Raw genomic sequence first — 15,965 nt, 5'->3', positions numbered from 1 at the left:
ATAATGATCAAAAGATATATTGCTGCAATAGGAATATTCACCAATAATAGTTTTAATGTAGAACAACGGTATCTTTCTGTTGGATAAAGTCTTTCAGATGCTCAAAATTTTGCCATAGCAAGCCTTCGAAATCCCATTCATGAAAGGCCCTCATATTCTGTCCTTTCCGGTATGCCTTAAGGTAGATTTTCATATATTCCGGAAGAATAAGGCTTCCCAGTACAATAGCTGCTAACAGATGAGCATTGAGCTTTCCGTTACCCAGCAAAAGGTATTGCATGGCAATTTCATCCTCGAAATTGGTTCCACAATCGGTGATCAGATGGTGAACATCGTGGTTTTCCATCTTGGGAATCATTGAAAACCCGTGTTTATGGTAAAATTCACCTAATTTTCTTCCCAATGAATCTTCTTTGAACTTCAGCAATTGTTTTTCATTAAACTGCCATTGTCTTTTTTTCTTTTTAAAGTATTTTCTGTAGAGTTTTTGAGTTTTATCGTACACAAAAAGCAGAAACTGAACGCGTATTTTTTTCATAGTGTATGTATTTTAAAACAAGATTTCAACTTAATTAGGATAGACAACTTACCAGTTCCCATTAGAAAATATATAAAGTCCTATTACCGCATACAGAATAGCAATAGGAATATTGATGGATAGTATGCCAATTGCTTTACCATAGGTTTTTAATCTAGGTTTGTTCACAAGCCCACAGATCAAAAAAACTAATACAAGTAATAAGTTCAGAGGAGTAGCAAAAAGGAGCAGCAGATAACCTGCAGCGGCAAATGATTCCTGTTTGAATAATCCTCCCAGAAGACAAATACTTCCGATTATAAAGCACAATCCAAATACTGATTTACTTAGGTTTATAATTTCCTGGTCTTTCATAATTTATCATTATTAATTTTATTTTTAAAACAAAGAACTTTGAATTACAAAGTAAAATTTCAAAAAAAATATAGGACTATCGTCCCAATAATTTTTCAAGGGCATCCAGATGATCTGTAAAAGCCTGTCTCCCACTTTGGGTAACACGGTAAGAGGTTTTAGGTTTCTTTCCTACAAATTCTTTTTTCACTTCAATATATCCCACTTTTTCAAGGGCATTACTGTGGCTGGCAAGATTTCCGTCTGTGATCTCCAACAATCCTTTCATTTCAGAGAAATCAACCCAGTCGTTCACCATAAGAACAGACATAATGCCCAATCTTACACGACTTTCGAATTCTTTATTGAGTTGACTTATTTTGATCATTTTTAATTTATTTATTGGGAAAACACTGCTGCCCTATTGCTCCACCACCATATTCAAGAGCCAAATTATGATTACGCAGAATATATTGGCACCCATCATTAAACATACTCCTGTCTGTATCCCGTTTTTGAAAAACATTAAAAGAATACATTCCTAACCCACTTCTTTTAAAACCTATTTTAACTGGTTCACCATCTTTAATAGAAATACAATTTGCATTATCCAACTTTTCTTTTAATATTTTAATCTCGTCTTCTGTCCAGTTTAATTCTGACTTCAGTTTTGATCTTGTTAAATCAACAACATTTATATCCCAATTTTGATAGGTCTGCATACTATTACTGAGTGGTGTAATTATTATCCTCTCCAAAACCTTATCATTTTTAAACTCTATATCAACTACTTTATCAGAAGGTTTGATTGTATAATAGTATTGAATCAAATCTTTAATTTCAGTTTTATTCTCTAAATATTCTTCTTCAAGTTCTGTGACAGAATAGTCTTTATCAAAGCCTCCAAAAGCTGCCAATATAATTAACTTAAAGATAAATCCTCCTACAATAAAAAGTCCTAGAACTGTGGATAAACCAATTAAAATATATTTTAAGCTTTTAGACATTCTATTTGTACTTTTTATGCATAATCAGTCCATAAACTATATGCAAAATACCGAACCCTACCGACCAAAAAAATAATCCCCAGCCCAGAAAGAATAAAGAAAATAACCCAAGGACTACTTCGCAATACCCCAGATATTTTACATCTGGCAAGGTGTATCTTTCAGCACTTATCAGACCTAATCCATAGAAAATCAAAGTCGTAGGAGCAATCCATACCATTAGATGATGCTCAATAAGGGCCGCACAAAAGATTCCTCCGGCAGCTAATGGAACTGCAAAGGTAACTAAAAGTCGTTTTGTAGTAGAATCCCAGATCTTCAATCCTTTCTTTTTACTTTTATGGGCGGTAAAAACATATCCACTGAAAACTGCCAGTACTAAAACTACCAACCCAGTAATAATTAACTCCTGAACCAATGCAGGTGTAAAGCTGAGCCTGTCTCCGTTAATATATTCCACTTTTTTACTTTCCATAGCAAAATAGGCATACCCGGCACCTAAAAGTGCTACTATGCCTGCCACAACTCCGGAGAGTCCACTCAAAGAAATAAATCTGGAAGACCGCTCCATCATGGAACGGATATGGGATAAATCTTCGTGATAATTTTTCGAATCCATAAAAAGAACTTTGAATTACAAAGTTATAATTTATTTTTAATCTGCAAAATATTTTTTTCCGTTAAAGTGATTTTTTAATCAAGCTCTGTTTATTATTCTTAACTTTAAGATTATCAAAAGTATATAAGCCAAAACCCCGATCATAATTCATTCATAGAAGTAAATAAAAGAATAGCGGCTCACTTTAATTATCTTATTATGACAAAAGTTTTAATTGATTATTCTCAAATATACTTACAAGAAAATATTCCTTTAAGCGAGGAAGAGGTCAATATGATAGCAACCCATAAAAGAGATTTTTTTAAAGATTTTTCAGGTGTTGTAATTGCTGTTATTATGATAACAACGCTTATCACCGCTTTTTTTTTGAAAAATGAGTTTAAGAACTTCAAATATTACCATTACATTTTATTTATTGCCGCTGCAGTAGCGCTCTATCTCTTTTTTTTAATTATTCATTGGCTTATCTATCAATACTTCAAAGGAAGATGGAAGAAGGATATTGAAAATGGTAAAAACAGATTAAAAAGTATTATTATTTCTAAACACAAAACGGAAGGTGATGAATACATCATCACTTTTGCAGGATGCAACAAAGGGGAAAAGATAAGACTTCCTGTTGAGAAAAAGGTTTATGATGAATATGAGACAGGAACAAAAGTAATAGTAACCTATTTAAAATACAGCAAGGAAATTCTTTCTCTTGATCATGATGAGAATATGAAGTAAAAAAGCCGCTGAAACAATCAACGGCTGGCTATTTTTGGATGGAATGAAAACCTATTTGGCTCTCAGTCTTTCTTTAATGGCTTCAATATTTTTCTTTGCAGAATCTTCTAAAATAAGGCTGGCACTCATGTGAATTCTTGCCGGCATCAGTTCATTAAAATGATCGGTTCCTTCCCACGAAACTTTTTTAATCAATGCTAGGGCATCACTGCTTCTTGATGCCAAGGTATGTAAGAATTTCTCAAGCTTTTCATCCATTTCCTGAATGTTGTCTGAAACAGAATGATATACATTATGCTGTTCTGCCCATTCAGCAGATCTGAAATCGGCATCAATAGCCATTGCTGAGAATTGTGATTTACCAATTTTTCTTTCTACATATGGACCGATTACGAAAGGTCCTATTCCTAAATTGATCTCTGTAAGCGCTAATGCAGCATCTTTTGTTGCAAAGCAGTAATCAGCACCACAGGCAATACCTACTCCACCACCTGTTGTTTTTCCCTGAACTCTTACTACAACAATCTTTCCGCAATTTCTCATTGCATTCAGAACTTTAGCAAAACCACCAAAAAATTTCTTAGAAGTTTCCAGCTCTTCAATGGCCAGAAGTTCATCGAAACTTGCTCCTGCGCAGAATGCTTTTTCACCTTCGCTTTTTACCAGAATAGCTTTTACCTCATCTTTAGCTCCTTCATCTAAAATAGTCTGAGCCAGTTTTTCTAAAATTGCTCCCGGAAGAGCATTGCTTTTTGGGGTTCCGAAAGTGATTTCGGCAATATTATTTTTAATTTCAGATACTACGAATTCGTTCATTTTAATTTTTATTGGATTCTTACAAAAATACTAAATACAGTGCTTTTAGAGAAACTTAATGCAGACATTTTTTCAGACAGGAAACTGGAAGAAAGAAGCCGGAAGTTACTATTGAACAACTAATTATTAGTTGTCATATTAAAAAGATCTGAATTCATTCTTAGGCAACAGGGAAATATCCCTTTAGGTAGAAATACCTGCTCTCCGATTCGGTGCTTTCTACTCTATTACAGCCCTATTATTAATTGTTCCTTTGGATTAGGAAAAACCTATAAACGGCGGAATCTGAAAAGCCATCAACAGAGTAAGAAAATTAAAAGCTAAAAAATATTTACCATGGACGAATACATTGGAATCGTTAAATTATTTGCAGGAAACTTCGCACCTAGAGGCTGGATGTTTTGTGACGGAAGCTTACTAAGCATTTCGAGAAATTCGGCACTATTCTCTATACTAGGAACTACATATGGTGGAGATGGTATAACCACTTTTGCTTTACCAAACCTGAAAGGCCGTATGGCTCTTGGTGCAGGAAATGTTAACGCTAATGAATACTATCCATTGGGAGTTATGGCTGGAACAACACAAAACACATTATTGGCTTCAAACCTACCAAGTGTTGGAGCCGGATTTCAGCTTAAAGTGGCTAATAAAAATGCCAATACATCCACTCCTGCAGCTATAACATCTATTGCTATAACAGGAACACAAGTTGGAAGGGACTTCAATGTTGTCCCAAGTTTTGTAAATAATGCAAACCCAGACACCATTATCAACAGTCAGAGTATTGCATTTGTAGGACAAAATTTACCTATGAATAATATGCCTCCTTATTTAGGACTTAATTATATCATTTGTGTTGAAGGAATTTACCCTCCACGTGATTAATATATACCATAACCTAATATTTAAAACAAAAATCATGAAAAGCACTACTATTTTTACGATTTGTAGTCTGCTCATTTCAATTTTTTCATTCGGGCAGACCAGTACAGAGCAATTTGAGACAGAATCAAATGGAAGTTCAAGCTTCACTGATAACGGGGTTATTTTTAATATCATTTCCCATGTAAGTATTTTTGATATCCAATCAAACTATCCAGGAACAGGCTGGAATGGGACAGCAAATGACAACCGTTACATTGATAATTCCAATAATACTGAATCTCCACCATCTTTTAGTATTAGAACTACTTCTAATTTATTTAAAGTAAATAAATTTTGGTTGTTTCTTTCTTCTCTGGAACTTGATCTCAATGTAACAGGCTCTATTACAGTAACCGGAAAGCTGAATGGTGTAACAAAATTTACCCAAACAAAAACGAGTGGTTTTACAACAAATATAGGTATTAGCAATGGCTATACCTTAATTGACATGACGAACTTAAATGGCCAAAATTACTCAAATATTATCATTGATGAACTTCGTATTACAGCAAATGGAGGATTTAGATATGTAGGTTTGGATGCTTTCACCTGGGTAAAAGACAGCGGTATTGTATTGAATACCACGGAATCTAAAGCTTCTAAAAAGGAGACAAGTATTTATCCTAATCCAACCAATGGCCTACTTTCAATCAATTCAGAAAAAAATTCAGAAATCAAAATTTACAATACTGATGGCAAAATGCTAAAAACGGTTCAGGTACAGAAAGGTTCTAATGAAATTAATATCTCAGAATTCCCGAAAGGAGTTTACTTTATCAAAACAACGAATGAGTCTACTAAAGTTATTAAAAACTAATTATTATAAATTCTGTCCGAACTTGTTCCCTCAAAAATTCTAATTCATGCAGACAAAATCCCTTGATTATATTAAGGGATTTGTTATTTATCTTGTCCATTTATGAAGATGTTCTATTCTTCCATTTCTTTTTAAAAGGGCTTCAAATCTCAGTTTTAATAAAATTTTACGCCCTTCAATAGTTCTGGTAAAAACAAGTTCTGATGTTCCTATAATTTTATTCCAGGTTGTATTAAAGAATTCTGCACTTTTCTTATTTTTCGCAAAAGTCTCAGGCACCGGAAAATACTGTTCATTTTTCAGAAAAAAGGATTTTTTTTCCTGCTTCAGGATATACCTTGGATTATCTATCTGAGAGACTAATTCCTGTAAAGCCTGAATAAACTGTGCATTTTCATATTGGCTGCCACCTTTCAGATAACAGAACGCTCCTTCACTACTATTGGATGAGCTTACAATTTTCAGCTGTTCAAAAGAAGTTCTTATTACTTTTTCATGAATCAGTCCATGTAAAACTACTTCTGCAAGTGCATCAAGTTGTTTCCCTACATCCCGAAACCTCCAATATTGTTTTGCAGATCTATATAACTTTCTTCCATACACCACAAAACCTGCAAGTCCAAATAGAGATACAAACAATGAAAAGGTTTTCACAGAATTGATTGCCTGTAAATTTCTGAAAATACCCAATAAGAGATTCTGCCAGAATAATAGTACCGAAGATACCATCACCTTCATCATATTTCCCGACATTTTTCCAAGATAATTCATCTTCACATCTTTCATAGCAATCATATTGATAGATGGAACCTGTATTTCTTCTACTAAAACATTTCCCTGCCCAAGAGCCTCTTCCCAACGTTTGATAAGATTATCTCTATCTTTAGCCAAAGCAAAGAATAAGTCATTAATTCCTGAAATGTCTTCGTTAGTTTCTATGGTTTTAAGATTGAGCCTTTCAAAATTGTTTTCAATGGTGGGAGTCTCTTTATTGGAAACCCCAACAAAAGTTTTGAAACGACGTTTCATAATATGGAGATCCTGACCTCCGTTTTCGTCACCAGGGTCAAAGCATACCAGATGCCAAATATTCCCAGTCTTATGGGGGATATCCTTATCTGTTCTTATAACCCTTCCTCTCATCTGATTTGAAAGAACAAAGGAGCTTATAAAACTGGCCAGGATTAAAGTATTCATTTTCGGAGCATCCCAACCTTCACCCAGCAAGGATTTGGTTCCAATTAAAATATGAATTTCCCCGCTTTGGAAAATTTCCGTAATAATGTGTACAATACCATGCTTTATTTGTTCTGTAAGACTAATGACGAGATAATCCGGATCATAACTCAAAGGTACAAGACCTATTCCGGACAGTCTTTTTTTCGTACATAGCTCTTCAAATATACTTTTTGCACTTGCAGGAATAATGACCAGACTTCCTGTAAGAATTCTTATTTTTTTCTGCTGAAAATTTTCACGTCTTAATTTTTCAAAGATCGGAATAGCTCCTATTTTATCAAGATTGAGTTTATTCTGAGTGTCATTATTTAAATACTCTTTTTTGATAAAATCGGTAAGAATAACCATTCTTAGATTATCTTTAAGAACGGAAAACTCAAAATCAGCAATGTCTTTTATTCCTTGAAGTTTACCTATACTTGAATTGAGGATCTGATTTAGGTTTTTACTATTAAAAAAACTCAAGGTTTTTTGTTCCAGAAATCCGTATCTCTTTAACCTGTTTCCAAGATCAGTACGGTGATCTTCATAATTTTTAAATTGAACCTCATCTACCAATAAATAAAAATCAAGCAATTCTTCCATCCAGAAGAAATCAAACTCAGGAATATATTTCTGCTGATCCCCAATGATCTCAAAATGGACTTCGGAAATTTCTTTTCCTCGGAAATGAAGATATATCAGGCCAGAAGTATAGGAAGATATATTTTCATAGATCCAATCTAAATTCTCCAACGGTTTTTGGTATACAGGATGCTGCTCAATAGCCCTAAGAAATACTTCATCTTTTTTTATTTCTTCAAAAAAGCCTAAAGCATGTGTATGATAATATTCAATTTTCTTTTGTTCTTCCTGAGAAGGTAATGTAAAGTGTACCAAATCCTGATGTGGACAAAGATCTCCTTCGATCATCAGCTCAGGAACAGATATTTCTGCATCTATTGGCCCATTCAACTGGATATATTTTTGCCATTCTGAACCGGAAACATCAAACGGAGGTGTGGCTGTAAGGGAAACAACAGTGGGTTCAATTTTATTTTTCAAATCCATAAGGCTTCTCCACCAAGCATTTTTCAAATGATGGGCTTCATCCAAAATAAGGGTGCCTACTTTTTGCTTCTGCAGTCGTTTTATAATTTCTGAGGCCGGAACTTTTGAAGATTTCACAACAGCTTCTCCCTCTTCTTCAGTAGTTTCAGAAGCGGAATGAATTCCCTGATAGGTTGTTACTGTAATGATTCCCGGTTTTCTGATGTCAGAAGATATCCATTCAGGAACGGTTTCTGTATTGAGGAACAGTTCACAGAACCTATGGATCCATTGATTTTTAATAGCTAATGTAGGAGCAACGATGAGTGTGGGTTTATCCAGCCTCAGCATCACTTCTAATCCGAGAACTGTTTTTCCTGAACCCGGTGGCGCAGAGACATGCAGATGATTATCTATAAGGTATTCGTCAAGATGATCCAGGAATTTCTTCTGATAAGTCCGCCAGTTGTATTTAAAGGTTGTGTTCTTAGGGAAAACATTCATGTTCACAATTTAATAAAAAACAGGATTACCGGAATTACTGGTTTTTATCTTTTAATGCTAAAATATATTTATCGATATAAAGCTGTTTCTCTTTTGATTTGTATTGCTGGATATACCGTGGATGTTCCAGAACAGTCATTGTATCGAAAAGTTGAGTTTCTTTATTGATTTTTGAAATAAATTCGGCATTCTTTTTACCTAAAACAAAGACTTCTGAGGTATCCAGATTCAGGCTGATATGCTTTTTTAATGAATCAATCATAAAGTCTTTCACATCCTGAAAAAGATCTTTATCATCATAATAATTGGCATTGAGCGATCCATTCTTTGTCTTTCTGACAATGGCTAAAGGAAATGGTGAGTTGATATAAATATCTTTATAAAACAGATCTGCACCTCCATAGTCTGCTATCATATCATACATAAACACGGAGGAAACTTCATGGGTATGGGCAGATTTCATTTCTATTCCACATACACTTTCAAGCCTCTTGGTATCTGTAAACGGAACTCCTGTTACGCCCGCTCCATGGCGGCTGGGATTAATTCCAATAATCAATTTTCTTTTGTTGGAGTCATTATAATATTTGTGATAAAACTTTTGCATCACCTGCATTGTCTCCGGATTATCCAGATACGGATTCAATACTTCAAAACCATTGGGAAGGCTTCCTAAGTAGGTAAGGTTTTCATTGAATTCAATAACCTGTTCTGCAAAAGTTTTATTCATAGAAACTATTTTAGAAAAACAAAATTATCCGGCTGATCTGAATCTTCATCTTCTTCCTCCTCGTCTTCATCATATTCTGACAGCTCTAATTCAATATCAATAAAATGAATATATAATCCACATAATTTGTTCTGTTCATCATAGGCAAAGTAAACAGGATACACTCCATCTCCTATTCCACTTGCAAATATTGGGATCTGATATTCTGTATTAGGAACTGTCCAATTAATCCAGTCACCCAGGTCTCTTTGGTTTCTTGGATTTTCTTTATAGCTTTTTGCAAAAAGTTCAGCAAAATAGTCATCGTAAATATTCTCTACATCCAGTTCTTCAATAAATTTATCCACATGAGGTACCACTTCAGGATCGGTAATACAAGCTAAACCAGCATCTACATTAAACCCGAAAAAAGCATCCTCATTAGTATCGTCAATATTTTCAAGGCCAATTAATGCTTCTCTGTAAAGAACAGGCTTTTCTTTAGTAAACTCTACTTTTGCAGCGGCATACCGATCTCCCCAATCCTCCAATTTTACCACAGCAATGGTTACAGGAAAATTTCCTTTGGGAGTCTCAACAAAAAAAGGTTGTTCCTTCTGGTTCAGATATACAAGAGGATCTCTTACGACTACTTTTCCTGATGGCAGGGAAACATTTCCTATTTCCATAACCTCCATCTTCTGATCCATGATTTCATCTGAGGTAAAATAGGTTTCAATATCTACAGGAGATATCAATTTGTCTTTTATCTCTTCCCATTTTTGCATCCAGCTTTCATTCATTGTTGCTTATTTTTTGAATTGATTTTAATCTTGAAAATAACGAATAAATGCAATGCGATCAAATATAGTTGAGTGTTTTAACAAAAGATTATTAAAACAAAGCAGCAAATCTGATGAAATGCTGCTTTACCTATTTTAAATTTTAAAGATTAATTAAACTAAGAACTTGCACATATAACACATGCAGCTCCAAGGTTTGGCCATCTTCCAGGAATACAACAAACTCCCGGAGGACAAGAATGAGGAGTACAATTCCATATTGGTCCTGCTCCTTTAAGAGATCTCAATTCATTTCTTGAAAGTTTTTTTAAGTTTTTCATAGCAATTAGTTTTGATATTCTCTCCTACTCTATATGCTTTTCGGATTTCGCCTATTAAAGTCATTTCCTAGCAAATATTTTATATAATAACCTGGTATTATAAAAGTTACCCATCCTTGTCAAGGTAAAAAAAATCCCTTTAAGCAAAAACCTAAAGGGACTATAAATTTATATTTTGAATTAAATTAATCCAAATTGTTCAAAATGATGGGTAAAATGCTTCTTATGCATCAGTTCCCACATTTCTTTATTCAGTTTTCCGAATACAAAGTTCATGTGCTCTGCCTGTGGATTTTCTTTGTAATACACTACAAATCGTTTCAGGTTATCAACAAATGATTGTTTGGCAGCTTCCAGATTCTTGTGGATAAGTTCCGGAAGGGAACCATCCTGTGGTAGGAACGGAGCTGTAAAGTCTTTCGGCATTGCTCTGTGATTATAAAGAGAATCCTGCCATTTTTCAAGATGTTCTTCAGGAGTGAAGCATTTCTCTGCTTCTGGTTCTCCCAAGCTTACCAACACTCCTTGTTCTAAGTGCTCAATCATTTGTTGTGGAGTCATTTTACCCCATAATGCAGGAGTACTTTCTGTTAATCCACTTAATATCTTCTGAACATTTTTCACATTCAGATCAATAAATGGAGATTGTTTTGCCACCAATGTTAAGATCGTAGCTACACAAACTACCTCATCTCTTTGGTTGATTACTTCTACCAACCATTTTACTACGCCAGAAGGAATATTTCTTCCTTTTACCCCTCTGTTGATTTTTTCTTTTGCTGTTAAATAAACCGTAATGGTATCTCCAGCATATACTGGCTTGAAGAAACTACATTCTTCTAATCCATAATTCGCGATTACAGGTCCTTTTTTACCGGAAACAAATAATCCTGCTGCTGCTGAAAGGATGAAGTATCCGTGAGCAACCGTTTTATCAAAAATAGTTCCTGTTAAGCTTGTAGCATCTGTATGTGCGTAGAAGTGATCCCATGAAACATTTGAGAAGTTTACGATATCTGCATCAGTAACGGTTCTTCCTGCTGTTTCTAAAGAATCTCCAACTTTAACTTCTTCAAAATATTTTTGGAAAGGATGCTTATCTGAGAATTTTTTCTCTGCTCCCTGTTGATAAATCTTGGTAATAGCTTTCAATACATCCGGAGATCCCTGAATAGCTGTTTTCTGTAAGAAGAAATGAAGACCGCTCAAACCTCCCATTTCTTCACCGCCACCTGCTCTACCAGGTCCTCCGTGCATTAGTGTAGGAAGCGGTGAACCGTGACCTGTACTTTCTTTAGCATTATCTCTGTTTAACACAAAGATTCTACCATGTTGGGAAGCCATTTTCCACGAAGTTTCTGCGATAAAGTTTTCATCATGAGAAACAATAGATCCTACCAAGCTTCCTTTTCCTCTTTTTGCCAAAGCAGCTGCTTCTTCAGCATCTTTATATGGCATTAATGTAGATACCGGTCCGAACGCTTCTACATCGTGAGAGATATTTTTTTCGAAAGGTTTGTCATTCAGGAATAATTTAGGACTCATAAATGCTCCATTTTCATAACTGGCATCTACTAGTTCATGCTTCCCATCGTATACAAGTTCCGTTTCTGATTTTAAGATATTTACTTTTCTTAAAACTTCTTCATATTGCTGTCTTCCCACCAAAGATCCCATTCTGGTTTCTCTGCTTAGTGGGTTTCCAATCTTCGTTTGGTCTAAAGCTTTGGACAAAGCATTCTGAACATCTCCAATTAAATGTTCCGGAACAATAATTCTTCTGATCGCTGTACATTTCTGACCTGCTTTGGTTGTCATTTCGTTACGAACTTCTTTGATGAATAAATCAAATTCAGGAGTTCCCGGTTTAGCCTCTAATCCAAGAATTGAACAGTTCAGTGAATCTGCTTCCATATTGAAACGAACGGCATTTCCTGCCACAGATGGGAGTGACTTCAGTTTTCTTCCTGTAGTAGCAGAACCTGTGAACAGAACTGAGTCTCCATCCTGAACATAATCCAGGATATTTCCGGGTTCCCCGCAAACCAATTGCACTGCTCCTTCTGGTAGAACACCACTTTCAATCATATCCTGGAATACAACATTCGTAAGATAAGATCCGAAAGGAGATGGTTTCACAATAGACGGTACTCCTGCTAACAATGATGTGGATAGCTTTTCTAACATTCCCCAAACAGGAAAGTTATAGGCGTTGATCTGTACAGAAACGCCTTCACTAGGGGTTAAAATATGAGTTCCCAAATGAGTTCCGTTGGCAGAAATCTTCTGAGTATCTCCATCTACCCAAAACGGAGTGTTAGGAAGCATTCTCTTTGCCAATCCAGAATAAGTGAAGAACGTTCCGAAACCTCCTTCAATATCTACCCAAGAATCAACGTGAGTAGCTCCTGTTTTGTATGATAATTCGTAATATTTTTTCTTTCTCTCTAACAGGTAAAGTGCTACTTTTTTCAACATTTCTCCACGGTCATAGAACGTCATTGAAGAAAGGTTTTTATATCCTACAGTTCTACCATAATCAAGAGCTTGCTCAAAGTTAAGCCCTTCTGTATCGGAAATAGCTACCTGCTCTCCTGTTACGGCGTTGTATAGAGGAATTCCGGCTCCCGTTCCTTCTACCCATTGTCCATAGATATAGTTTTTTAGTTTTTCCATATAATACTTAATTTAACAATGCATCAGTCTAACAGTTTACCAATGAGACACTTCGCTTTGCTCAGAATGACAAATGGCTGTTATATTTTTACATTGGTATTTTGTTACATTTACAATTATTTCGGTTCCTGATACGGAAACAGTTTTACCAATCCTTCATATAAACTTCTGTGAAGAATGGTTGCATGGTTGTCTGTTTCCATCATTTTATATTCTACTGTCCAGTTTTTCTTTCCTGCTTTTTTCAAAATATCATAAAAATTTTCTGCATCTTTTATCATCACAGGATGCTCTCCTTTTCCTACAGAAACATAAACAAACTTTTTAGTATCCGAAGATTTTGCAAGCAGTTGAGGAGCTTGCTTTAAAAGGCTTTCATCATCCCACCATAAACTTGGGCTAATGATGAAATAATTGTTGAACATTTCAGGTTTCTTCAATAAAATTTCTGTGGCTAAAAGTCCGCCAAGAGATTGTCCGAACAGATATTTTTCTGTTGTTTTGAACTGACTTTCCACATAAGGTTTCAATTCTTTTTCAAAAAAGGTGATAAACTTATCTGAATGTCCTGTTGTTGGATAGTCTTTCTGTAAATCCTTCAGATCTGTATGGAAAGTAAAATCTCTTTTTCTGTCTATATTCGCAATTCCCACCACGATAGTTTCCGGCATGGAATACATTTGATTAAAGAACTGCACCAGCCCTGTAACATGGATAAAATCTTCATTCATACTTCCATCTAAAAGATAGATGATAGGGTATGATTTTGCTTTATCAAAATTTTGAGGAAGATAGATGTTTAATGTTCTTTCTTCATTTAGAGCTTTGGACTTAATCGTCCTCACTTCTCCTATCGTAAGCGGTTTAGTAGTAACAGTCTGTGCTGAGACCATAGAATTTACCGCCAACATCATACTGCATACAAGAGCAATTTTCTTTATCATATTTAATTTTGAAAGGTTATTATTTCACATCATCCCAGATGCTGTAATCAACAATTTTTGTAGGGATTTGCTGAACATATTCTGTAAAAGGTTCACAGGGCAGGATAGCTTCTTTTCCTTCTCTAGCCAATTCCTGATATAGTTTTGTTCCTTCTGTTTTCCAATGGATCATTTCATCAGAAACATCACGGATAATTTTTGCAGGGCTACCTACAATCAGTTTTCTACGGTCACATCTGAAGTTCGCAGGAACAAAAGCCAAAGCTCCAACAATACTTTCGTCACCGATATAAGCTTTGTCCATCACAACGGAATTCATTCCAATCAAACAGTTCTTTCCGATATGTCCGGAGTGAATAATCGCTCCATGTCCAATATGTGCTGATTCTTCCAAAATGGTTTCTATATTGGGGAAAACATGAAGCGTACAGTTCTCCTGAACATTGGCTCCGTCTTTAATGATAATTTTTCCCCAGTCACCACGGATCACCGCATTGGGACCGATATAGACTTCCTCACCAATTTCCACGTTCCCGATAATCACTGCTTGTGGATGAATATAAGCAGAAGGTTTTATAATGGGACGGATTCCGTGATATGAGTAGATGTTCATATTTTTTAATTTGAAAGTTTGAGAATGAGTTAATTTGAAAATTAATAATGTCATTAAACATTTTCAAATTCTCAAATTAGCTCATTTTCACATTGATTATACTTTTTCAATCACCATTGCATACCCTTGTCCAACACCGATACAAAGGGTACATAGTGCATATTTTTTATCCTGTTTCTGAAGTTCCATGGCTGCAGAACCGATGATTCTAGCTCCGGAAACTCCCAGTGGATGGCCAATTGCAATGGCACCACCGTTTGGATTTATTCTTGCGTCATCATCCTGTAAACCTAAGCTTCTTGTTACGGCTAATGCTTGTGCTGCAAAAGCTTCGTTTAGTTCGATGATGTCCATATCTTCCAGTGACAGGTTTAATCTCTTTAATAGTTTTTGAGTCGCTTCTACAGGCCCAATCCCCATAATTCTTGGCTCTACACCAGCTACAGAAGAACCTAAGATTTTAGCTTTTGGTTTTAATCCGTATTTTTTTACAGCTTCTTCACTGGCTAAGATCAGAGCTGCTGCTCCATCATTCATTCCTGAAGCATTTCCTGCTGTTACGGTTCCTTCTTTTCTGAAAGCCGGACGAAGTTTTCCTAGTCCTTCCATAGAAGAAGTTGGTTTAATAAACTCATCTTTTTCAAAAACGATTGGGTCTCCTTTTCTTTGTGGAATTTCAACTTTCACGATTTCTTCCGCCAATCTTCCGCTTTCCTGAGCTTTAGTGGCTTTTTGTTGAGACCAAAGGGCAAATTTGTCCTGATCTTCTCTGTTGATCTGGTGCATGTCTGCAAGGTTTTCCGCAGTTTCACCCATTCCGTCAACGCCATACATTTCTTTCATCTTCGGATTGATAAATCTCCATCCGAAAGTGGTATCATACATCTGACTGTCTCTTCCGAAAGCTGCACTTGGTTTAGACATTACATATGGAGAACGTGTCATATGCTCCACTCCACCTGCAATGTAAATTTCACCTTCACCCGCTGCAATGGAACGGAAAGCATTCGCTACGGCTGACATTCCTGAAGCACAAAGCCTGTTTACCGTCTCACCCCCAATTTTATAAGGCAGCCCAGCTAGTAAAAGTCCCATTCTGGCTACGTTTCTGTTATCTTCTCCAGCCTGATTGGCACACCCGAAAATAACATCCTCAATTTCCTCAACAGGAACTTCAGGGTTTCTTGCCACTACTTCTTTAATAACAATAGCGGCGAGATCGTCTGCCCTTACTTCTGATAAACCTCCCTGTAACTTTGAAATGGGAGTTCTCACATAGTCTATGATGTATACGTTGTTCATAATTATTTTAATATAACAATTTAGCAATGTAACAGTGTAA

General features: G+C 35.6%; 17 protein-coding genes. 3 read left to right on the top strand and 14 right to left on the bottom strand.

Annotated elements, in window-relative coordinates; translation table 11 throughout:
* Positions 1–52: 52 nt before the first annotated feature.
* The 5 genes from CHSO_RS04045 to CHSO_RS04025 form a co-directional block, all read right to left on the bottom strand.
* The gene (locus CHSO_RS04045; protein WP_045492579.1) at positions 53–538 is read right to left on the bottom strand and encodes a Coq4 family protein; all 486 of its coding nucleotides are present in this window, start codon (positions 536–538) and stop codon (positions 53–55) included.
* Positions 539–586: 48 nt separating this feature from the next.
* A complete protein-coding gene (locus CHSO_RS04040; protein WP_045492577.1) occupies positions 587–892 on the bottom strand; it encodes a hypothetical protein in 306 nt (101 codons plus the stop codon).
* A gap of 76 nt (positions 893–968) precedes the next feature.
* Complete coding sequence (locus tag CHSO_RS04035; protein WP_045492574.1) at positions 969–1,259, bottom strand: winged helix-turn-helix domain-containing protein; 291 nt, start codon at positions 1,257–1,259, stop codon at positions 969–971.
* Between the two features lie 7 nt (positions 1,260–1,266).
* On the bottom strand, positions 1,267–1,878 hold the full coding sequence (locus tag CHSO_RS04030) for a hypothetical protein (RefSeq protein ID WP_045492571.1): 612 nt from the start codon (positions 1,876–1,878) through the stop codon (positions 1,267–1,269).
* Between the two features lies 1 nt (position 1,879).
* Positions 1,880–2,497 (bottom strand): hypothetical protein, encoded by a 618-nt coding sequence (locus CHSO_RS04025; RefSeq protein ID WP_045492568.1) that lies wholly within the window; start codon positions 2,495–2,497, stop codon positions 1,880–1,882.
* A 198-nt stretch (positions 2,498–2,695) separates the two neighbouring features.
* Here CHSO_RS04025 and CHSO_RS04020 point away from each other — a divergent pair, with 198 nt between their 5' ends.
* A complete protein-coding gene (locus CHSO_RS04020) occupies positions 2,696–3,226 on the top strand; it encodes a bile acid:sodium symporter (RefSeq protein WP_045492565.1) in 531 nt (176 codons plus the stop codon).
* 51 nt (positions 3,227–3,277) lie between these two features.
* Here CHSO_RS04020 and CHSO_RS04015 read toward each other — a convergent pair whose 3' ends face one another.
* Positions 3,278–4,042, bottom strand: a complete 765-nt coding sequence (locus CHSO_RS04015) for an enoyl-CoA hydratase/isomerase family protein (RefSeq protein ID WP_045492562.1) — start codon at positions 4,040–4,042, stop codon at positions 3,278–3,280.
* A 336-nt stretch (positions 4,043–4,378) separates the two neighbouring features.
* Between CHSO_RS04015 and CHSO_RS04010 the strand changes: the two genes are divergently transcribed.
* Together CHSO_RS04010 and CHSO_RS04005 are read left to right on the top strand one after the other, a co-directional pair.
* A complete protein-coding gene (locus tag CHSO_RS04010; protein ID WP_045492559.1) occupies positions 4,379–4,930 on the top strand; it encodes a phage tail protein in 552 nt (183 codons plus the stop codon).
* A gap of 34 nt (positions 4,931–4,964) precedes the next feature.
* Complete coding sequence (locus CHSO_RS04005; protein ID WP_045492556.1) at positions 4,965–5,786, top strand: T9SS type A sorting domain-containing protein; 822 nt, start codon at positions 4,965–4,967, stop codon at positions 5,784–5,786.
* Positions 5,787–5,873: 87 nt separating this feature from the next.
* Here CHSO_RS04005 and CHSO_RS04000 read toward each other — a convergent pair whose 3' ends face one another.
* The 8 genes from CHSO_RS04000 to pcaF form a co-directional block, all read right to left on the bottom strand.
* Entirely contained in the window at positions 5,874–8,558 is a 2,685-nt protein-coding gene (locus CHSO_RS04000; RefSeq protein WP_045492553.1) for a DEAD/DEAH box helicase family protein, read from the bottom strand.
* A gap of 34 nt (positions 8,559–8,592) precedes the next feature.
* Positions 8,593–9,288, bottom strand: coding sequence for an SMUG2 DNA glycosylase family protein (locus CHSO_RS03995; RefSeq protein WP_045492550.1), 696 nt, complete (start codon positions 9,286–9,288; stop codon positions 8,593–8,595).
* Between the two features lie 5 nt (positions 9,289–9,293).
* Positions 9,294–10,070: a DUF4241 domain-containing protein gene (locus CHSO_RS03990; RefSeq protein WP_045492548.1), complete on the bottom strand. Its 777-nt coding sequence runs from the start codon at positions 10,068–10,070 to the stop codon at positions 9,294–9,296.
* 158 nt (positions 10,071–10,228) lie between these two features.
* Entirely contained in the window at positions 10,229–10,390 is a 162-nt protein-coding gene (locus CHSO_RS26565; protein ID WP_410493382.1) for a bacteriocin-like protein, read from the bottom strand.
* A gap of 180 nt (positions 10,391–10,570) precedes the next feature.
* Positions 10,571–13,066, bottom strand: coding sequence for a phenylacetic acid degradation bifunctional protein PaaZ (gene paaZ / locus CHSO_RS03985; protein ID WP_045492546.1), 2,496 nt, complete (start codon positions 13,064–13,066; stop codon positions 10,571–10,573).
* 116 nt (positions 13,067–13,182) lie between these two features.
* Entirely contained in the window at positions 13,183–14,010 is an 828-nt protein-coding gene (locus CHSO_RS03980) for an alpha/beta hydrolase (RefSeq protein ID WP_045492543.1), read from the bottom strand.
* A gap of 19 nt (positions 14,011–14,029) precedes the next feature.
* Complete coding sequence (locus tag CHSO_RS03975) at positions 14,030–14,623, bottom strand: transferase hexapeptide repeat family protein (RefSeq protein ID WP_045501834.1); 594 nt, start codon at positions 14,621–14,623, stop codon at positions 14,030–14,032.
* A gap of 96 nt (positions 14,624–14,719) precedes the next feature.
* Entirely contained in the window at positions 14,720–15,925 is a 1,206-nt protein-coding gene (gene pcaF, locus CHSO_RS03970) for a 3-oxoadipyl-CoA thiolase (protein WP_045492540.1), read from the bottom strand.
* Positions 15,926–15,965 lie beyond the last annotated feature (40 nt).

Source organism: Chryseobacterium sp. StRB126 (genome assembly GCF_000829375.1).
Taxonomy (GTDB): Bacteria; Bacteroidota; Bacteroidia; order Flavobacteriales; family Weeksellaceae; genus Chryseobacterium.
The sequence above is the reverse complement of the archived record's forward strand: the minus strand, read 5'-3'. Positions and strand labels throughout refer to the sequence as shown.

What these genes read in the sequence shown, in the direction of transcription:
- CHSO_RS26565 (WP_410493382.1), bottom strand. Translation starts at nt 10,390, where the DNA reads ATGAAAAACTTAAAAAAACTTTCAAGAAATGAATTGAGATCTCTTAAA.
- CHSO_RS03995 (WP_045492550.1), bottom strand. Translation starts at nt 9,288, where the DNA reads ATGAATAAAACTTTTGCAGAACAGGTTATTGAATTCAATGAAAACCTT.
- CHSO_RS04005 (WP_045492556.1), top strand. Translation starts at nt 4,965, where the DNA reads ATGAAAAGCACTACTATTTTTACGATTTGTAGTCTGCTCATTTCAATT.
- CHSO_RS04040 (WP_045492577.1), bottom strand. Translation starts at nt 892, where the DNA reads ATGAAAGACCAGGAAATTATAAACCTAAGTAAATCAGTATTTGGATTG.
- CHSO_RS04045 (WP_045492579.1), bottom strand. Translation starts at nt 538, where the DNA reads ATGAAAAAAATACGCGTTCAGTTTCTGCTTTTTGTGTACGATAAAACT.
- CHSO_RS04020 (WP_045492565.1), top strand. Translation starts at nt 2,696, where the DNA reads ATGACAAAAGTTTTAATTGATTATTCTCAAATATACTTACAAGAAAAT.
- pcaF (WP_045492540.1), bottom strand. Translation starts at nt 15,925, where the DNA reads ATGAACAACGTATACATCATAGACTATGTGAGAACTCCCATTTCAAAG.
- CHSO_RS03980 (WP_045492543.1), bottom strand. Translation starts at nt 14,010, where the DNA reads ATGATAAAGAAAATTGCTCTTGTATGCAGTATGATGTTGGCGGTAAAT.
- CHSO_RS04000 (WP_045492553.1), bottom strand. Translation starts at nt 8,558, where the DNA reads ATGAATGTTTTCCCTAAGAACACAACCTTTAAATACAACTGGCGGACT.
- CHSO_RS04030 (WP_045492571.1), bottom strand. Translation starts at nt 1,878, where the DNA reads ATGTCTAAAAGCTTAAAATATATTTTAATTGGTTTATCCACAGTTCTA.
- CHSO_RS03990 (WP_045492548.1), bottom strand. Translation starts at nt 10,070, where the DNA reads ATGAATGAAAGCTGGATGCAAAAATGGGAAGAGATAAAAGACAAATTG.
- CHSO_RS04035 (WP_045492574.1), bottom strand. Translation starts at nt 1,259, where the DNA reads ATGATCAAAATAAGTCAACTCAATAAAGAATTCGAAAGTCGTGTAAGA.
- CHSO_RS04015 (WP_045492562.1), bottom strand. Translation starts at nt 4,042, where the DNA reads ATGAACGAATTCGTAGTATCTGAAATTAAAAATAATATTGCCGAAATC.
- CHSO_RS04025 (WP_045492568.1), bottom strand. Translation starts at nt 2,497, where the DNA reads ATGGATTCGAAAAATTATCACGAAGATTTATCCCATATCCGTTCCATG.
- CHSO_RS03975 (WP_045501834.1), bottom strand. Translation starts at nt 14,623, where the DNA reads ATGAACATCTACTCATATCACGGAATCCGTCCCATTATAAAACCTTCT.
- paaZ (WP_045492546.1), bottom strand. Translation starts at nt 13,066, where the DNA reads ATGGAAAAACTAAAAAACTATATCTATGGACAATGGGTAGAAGGAACG.
- CHSO_RS04010 (WP_045492559.1), top strand. Translation starts at nt 4,379, where the DNA reads ATGGACGAATACATTGGAATCGTTAAATTATTTGCAGGAAACTTCGCA.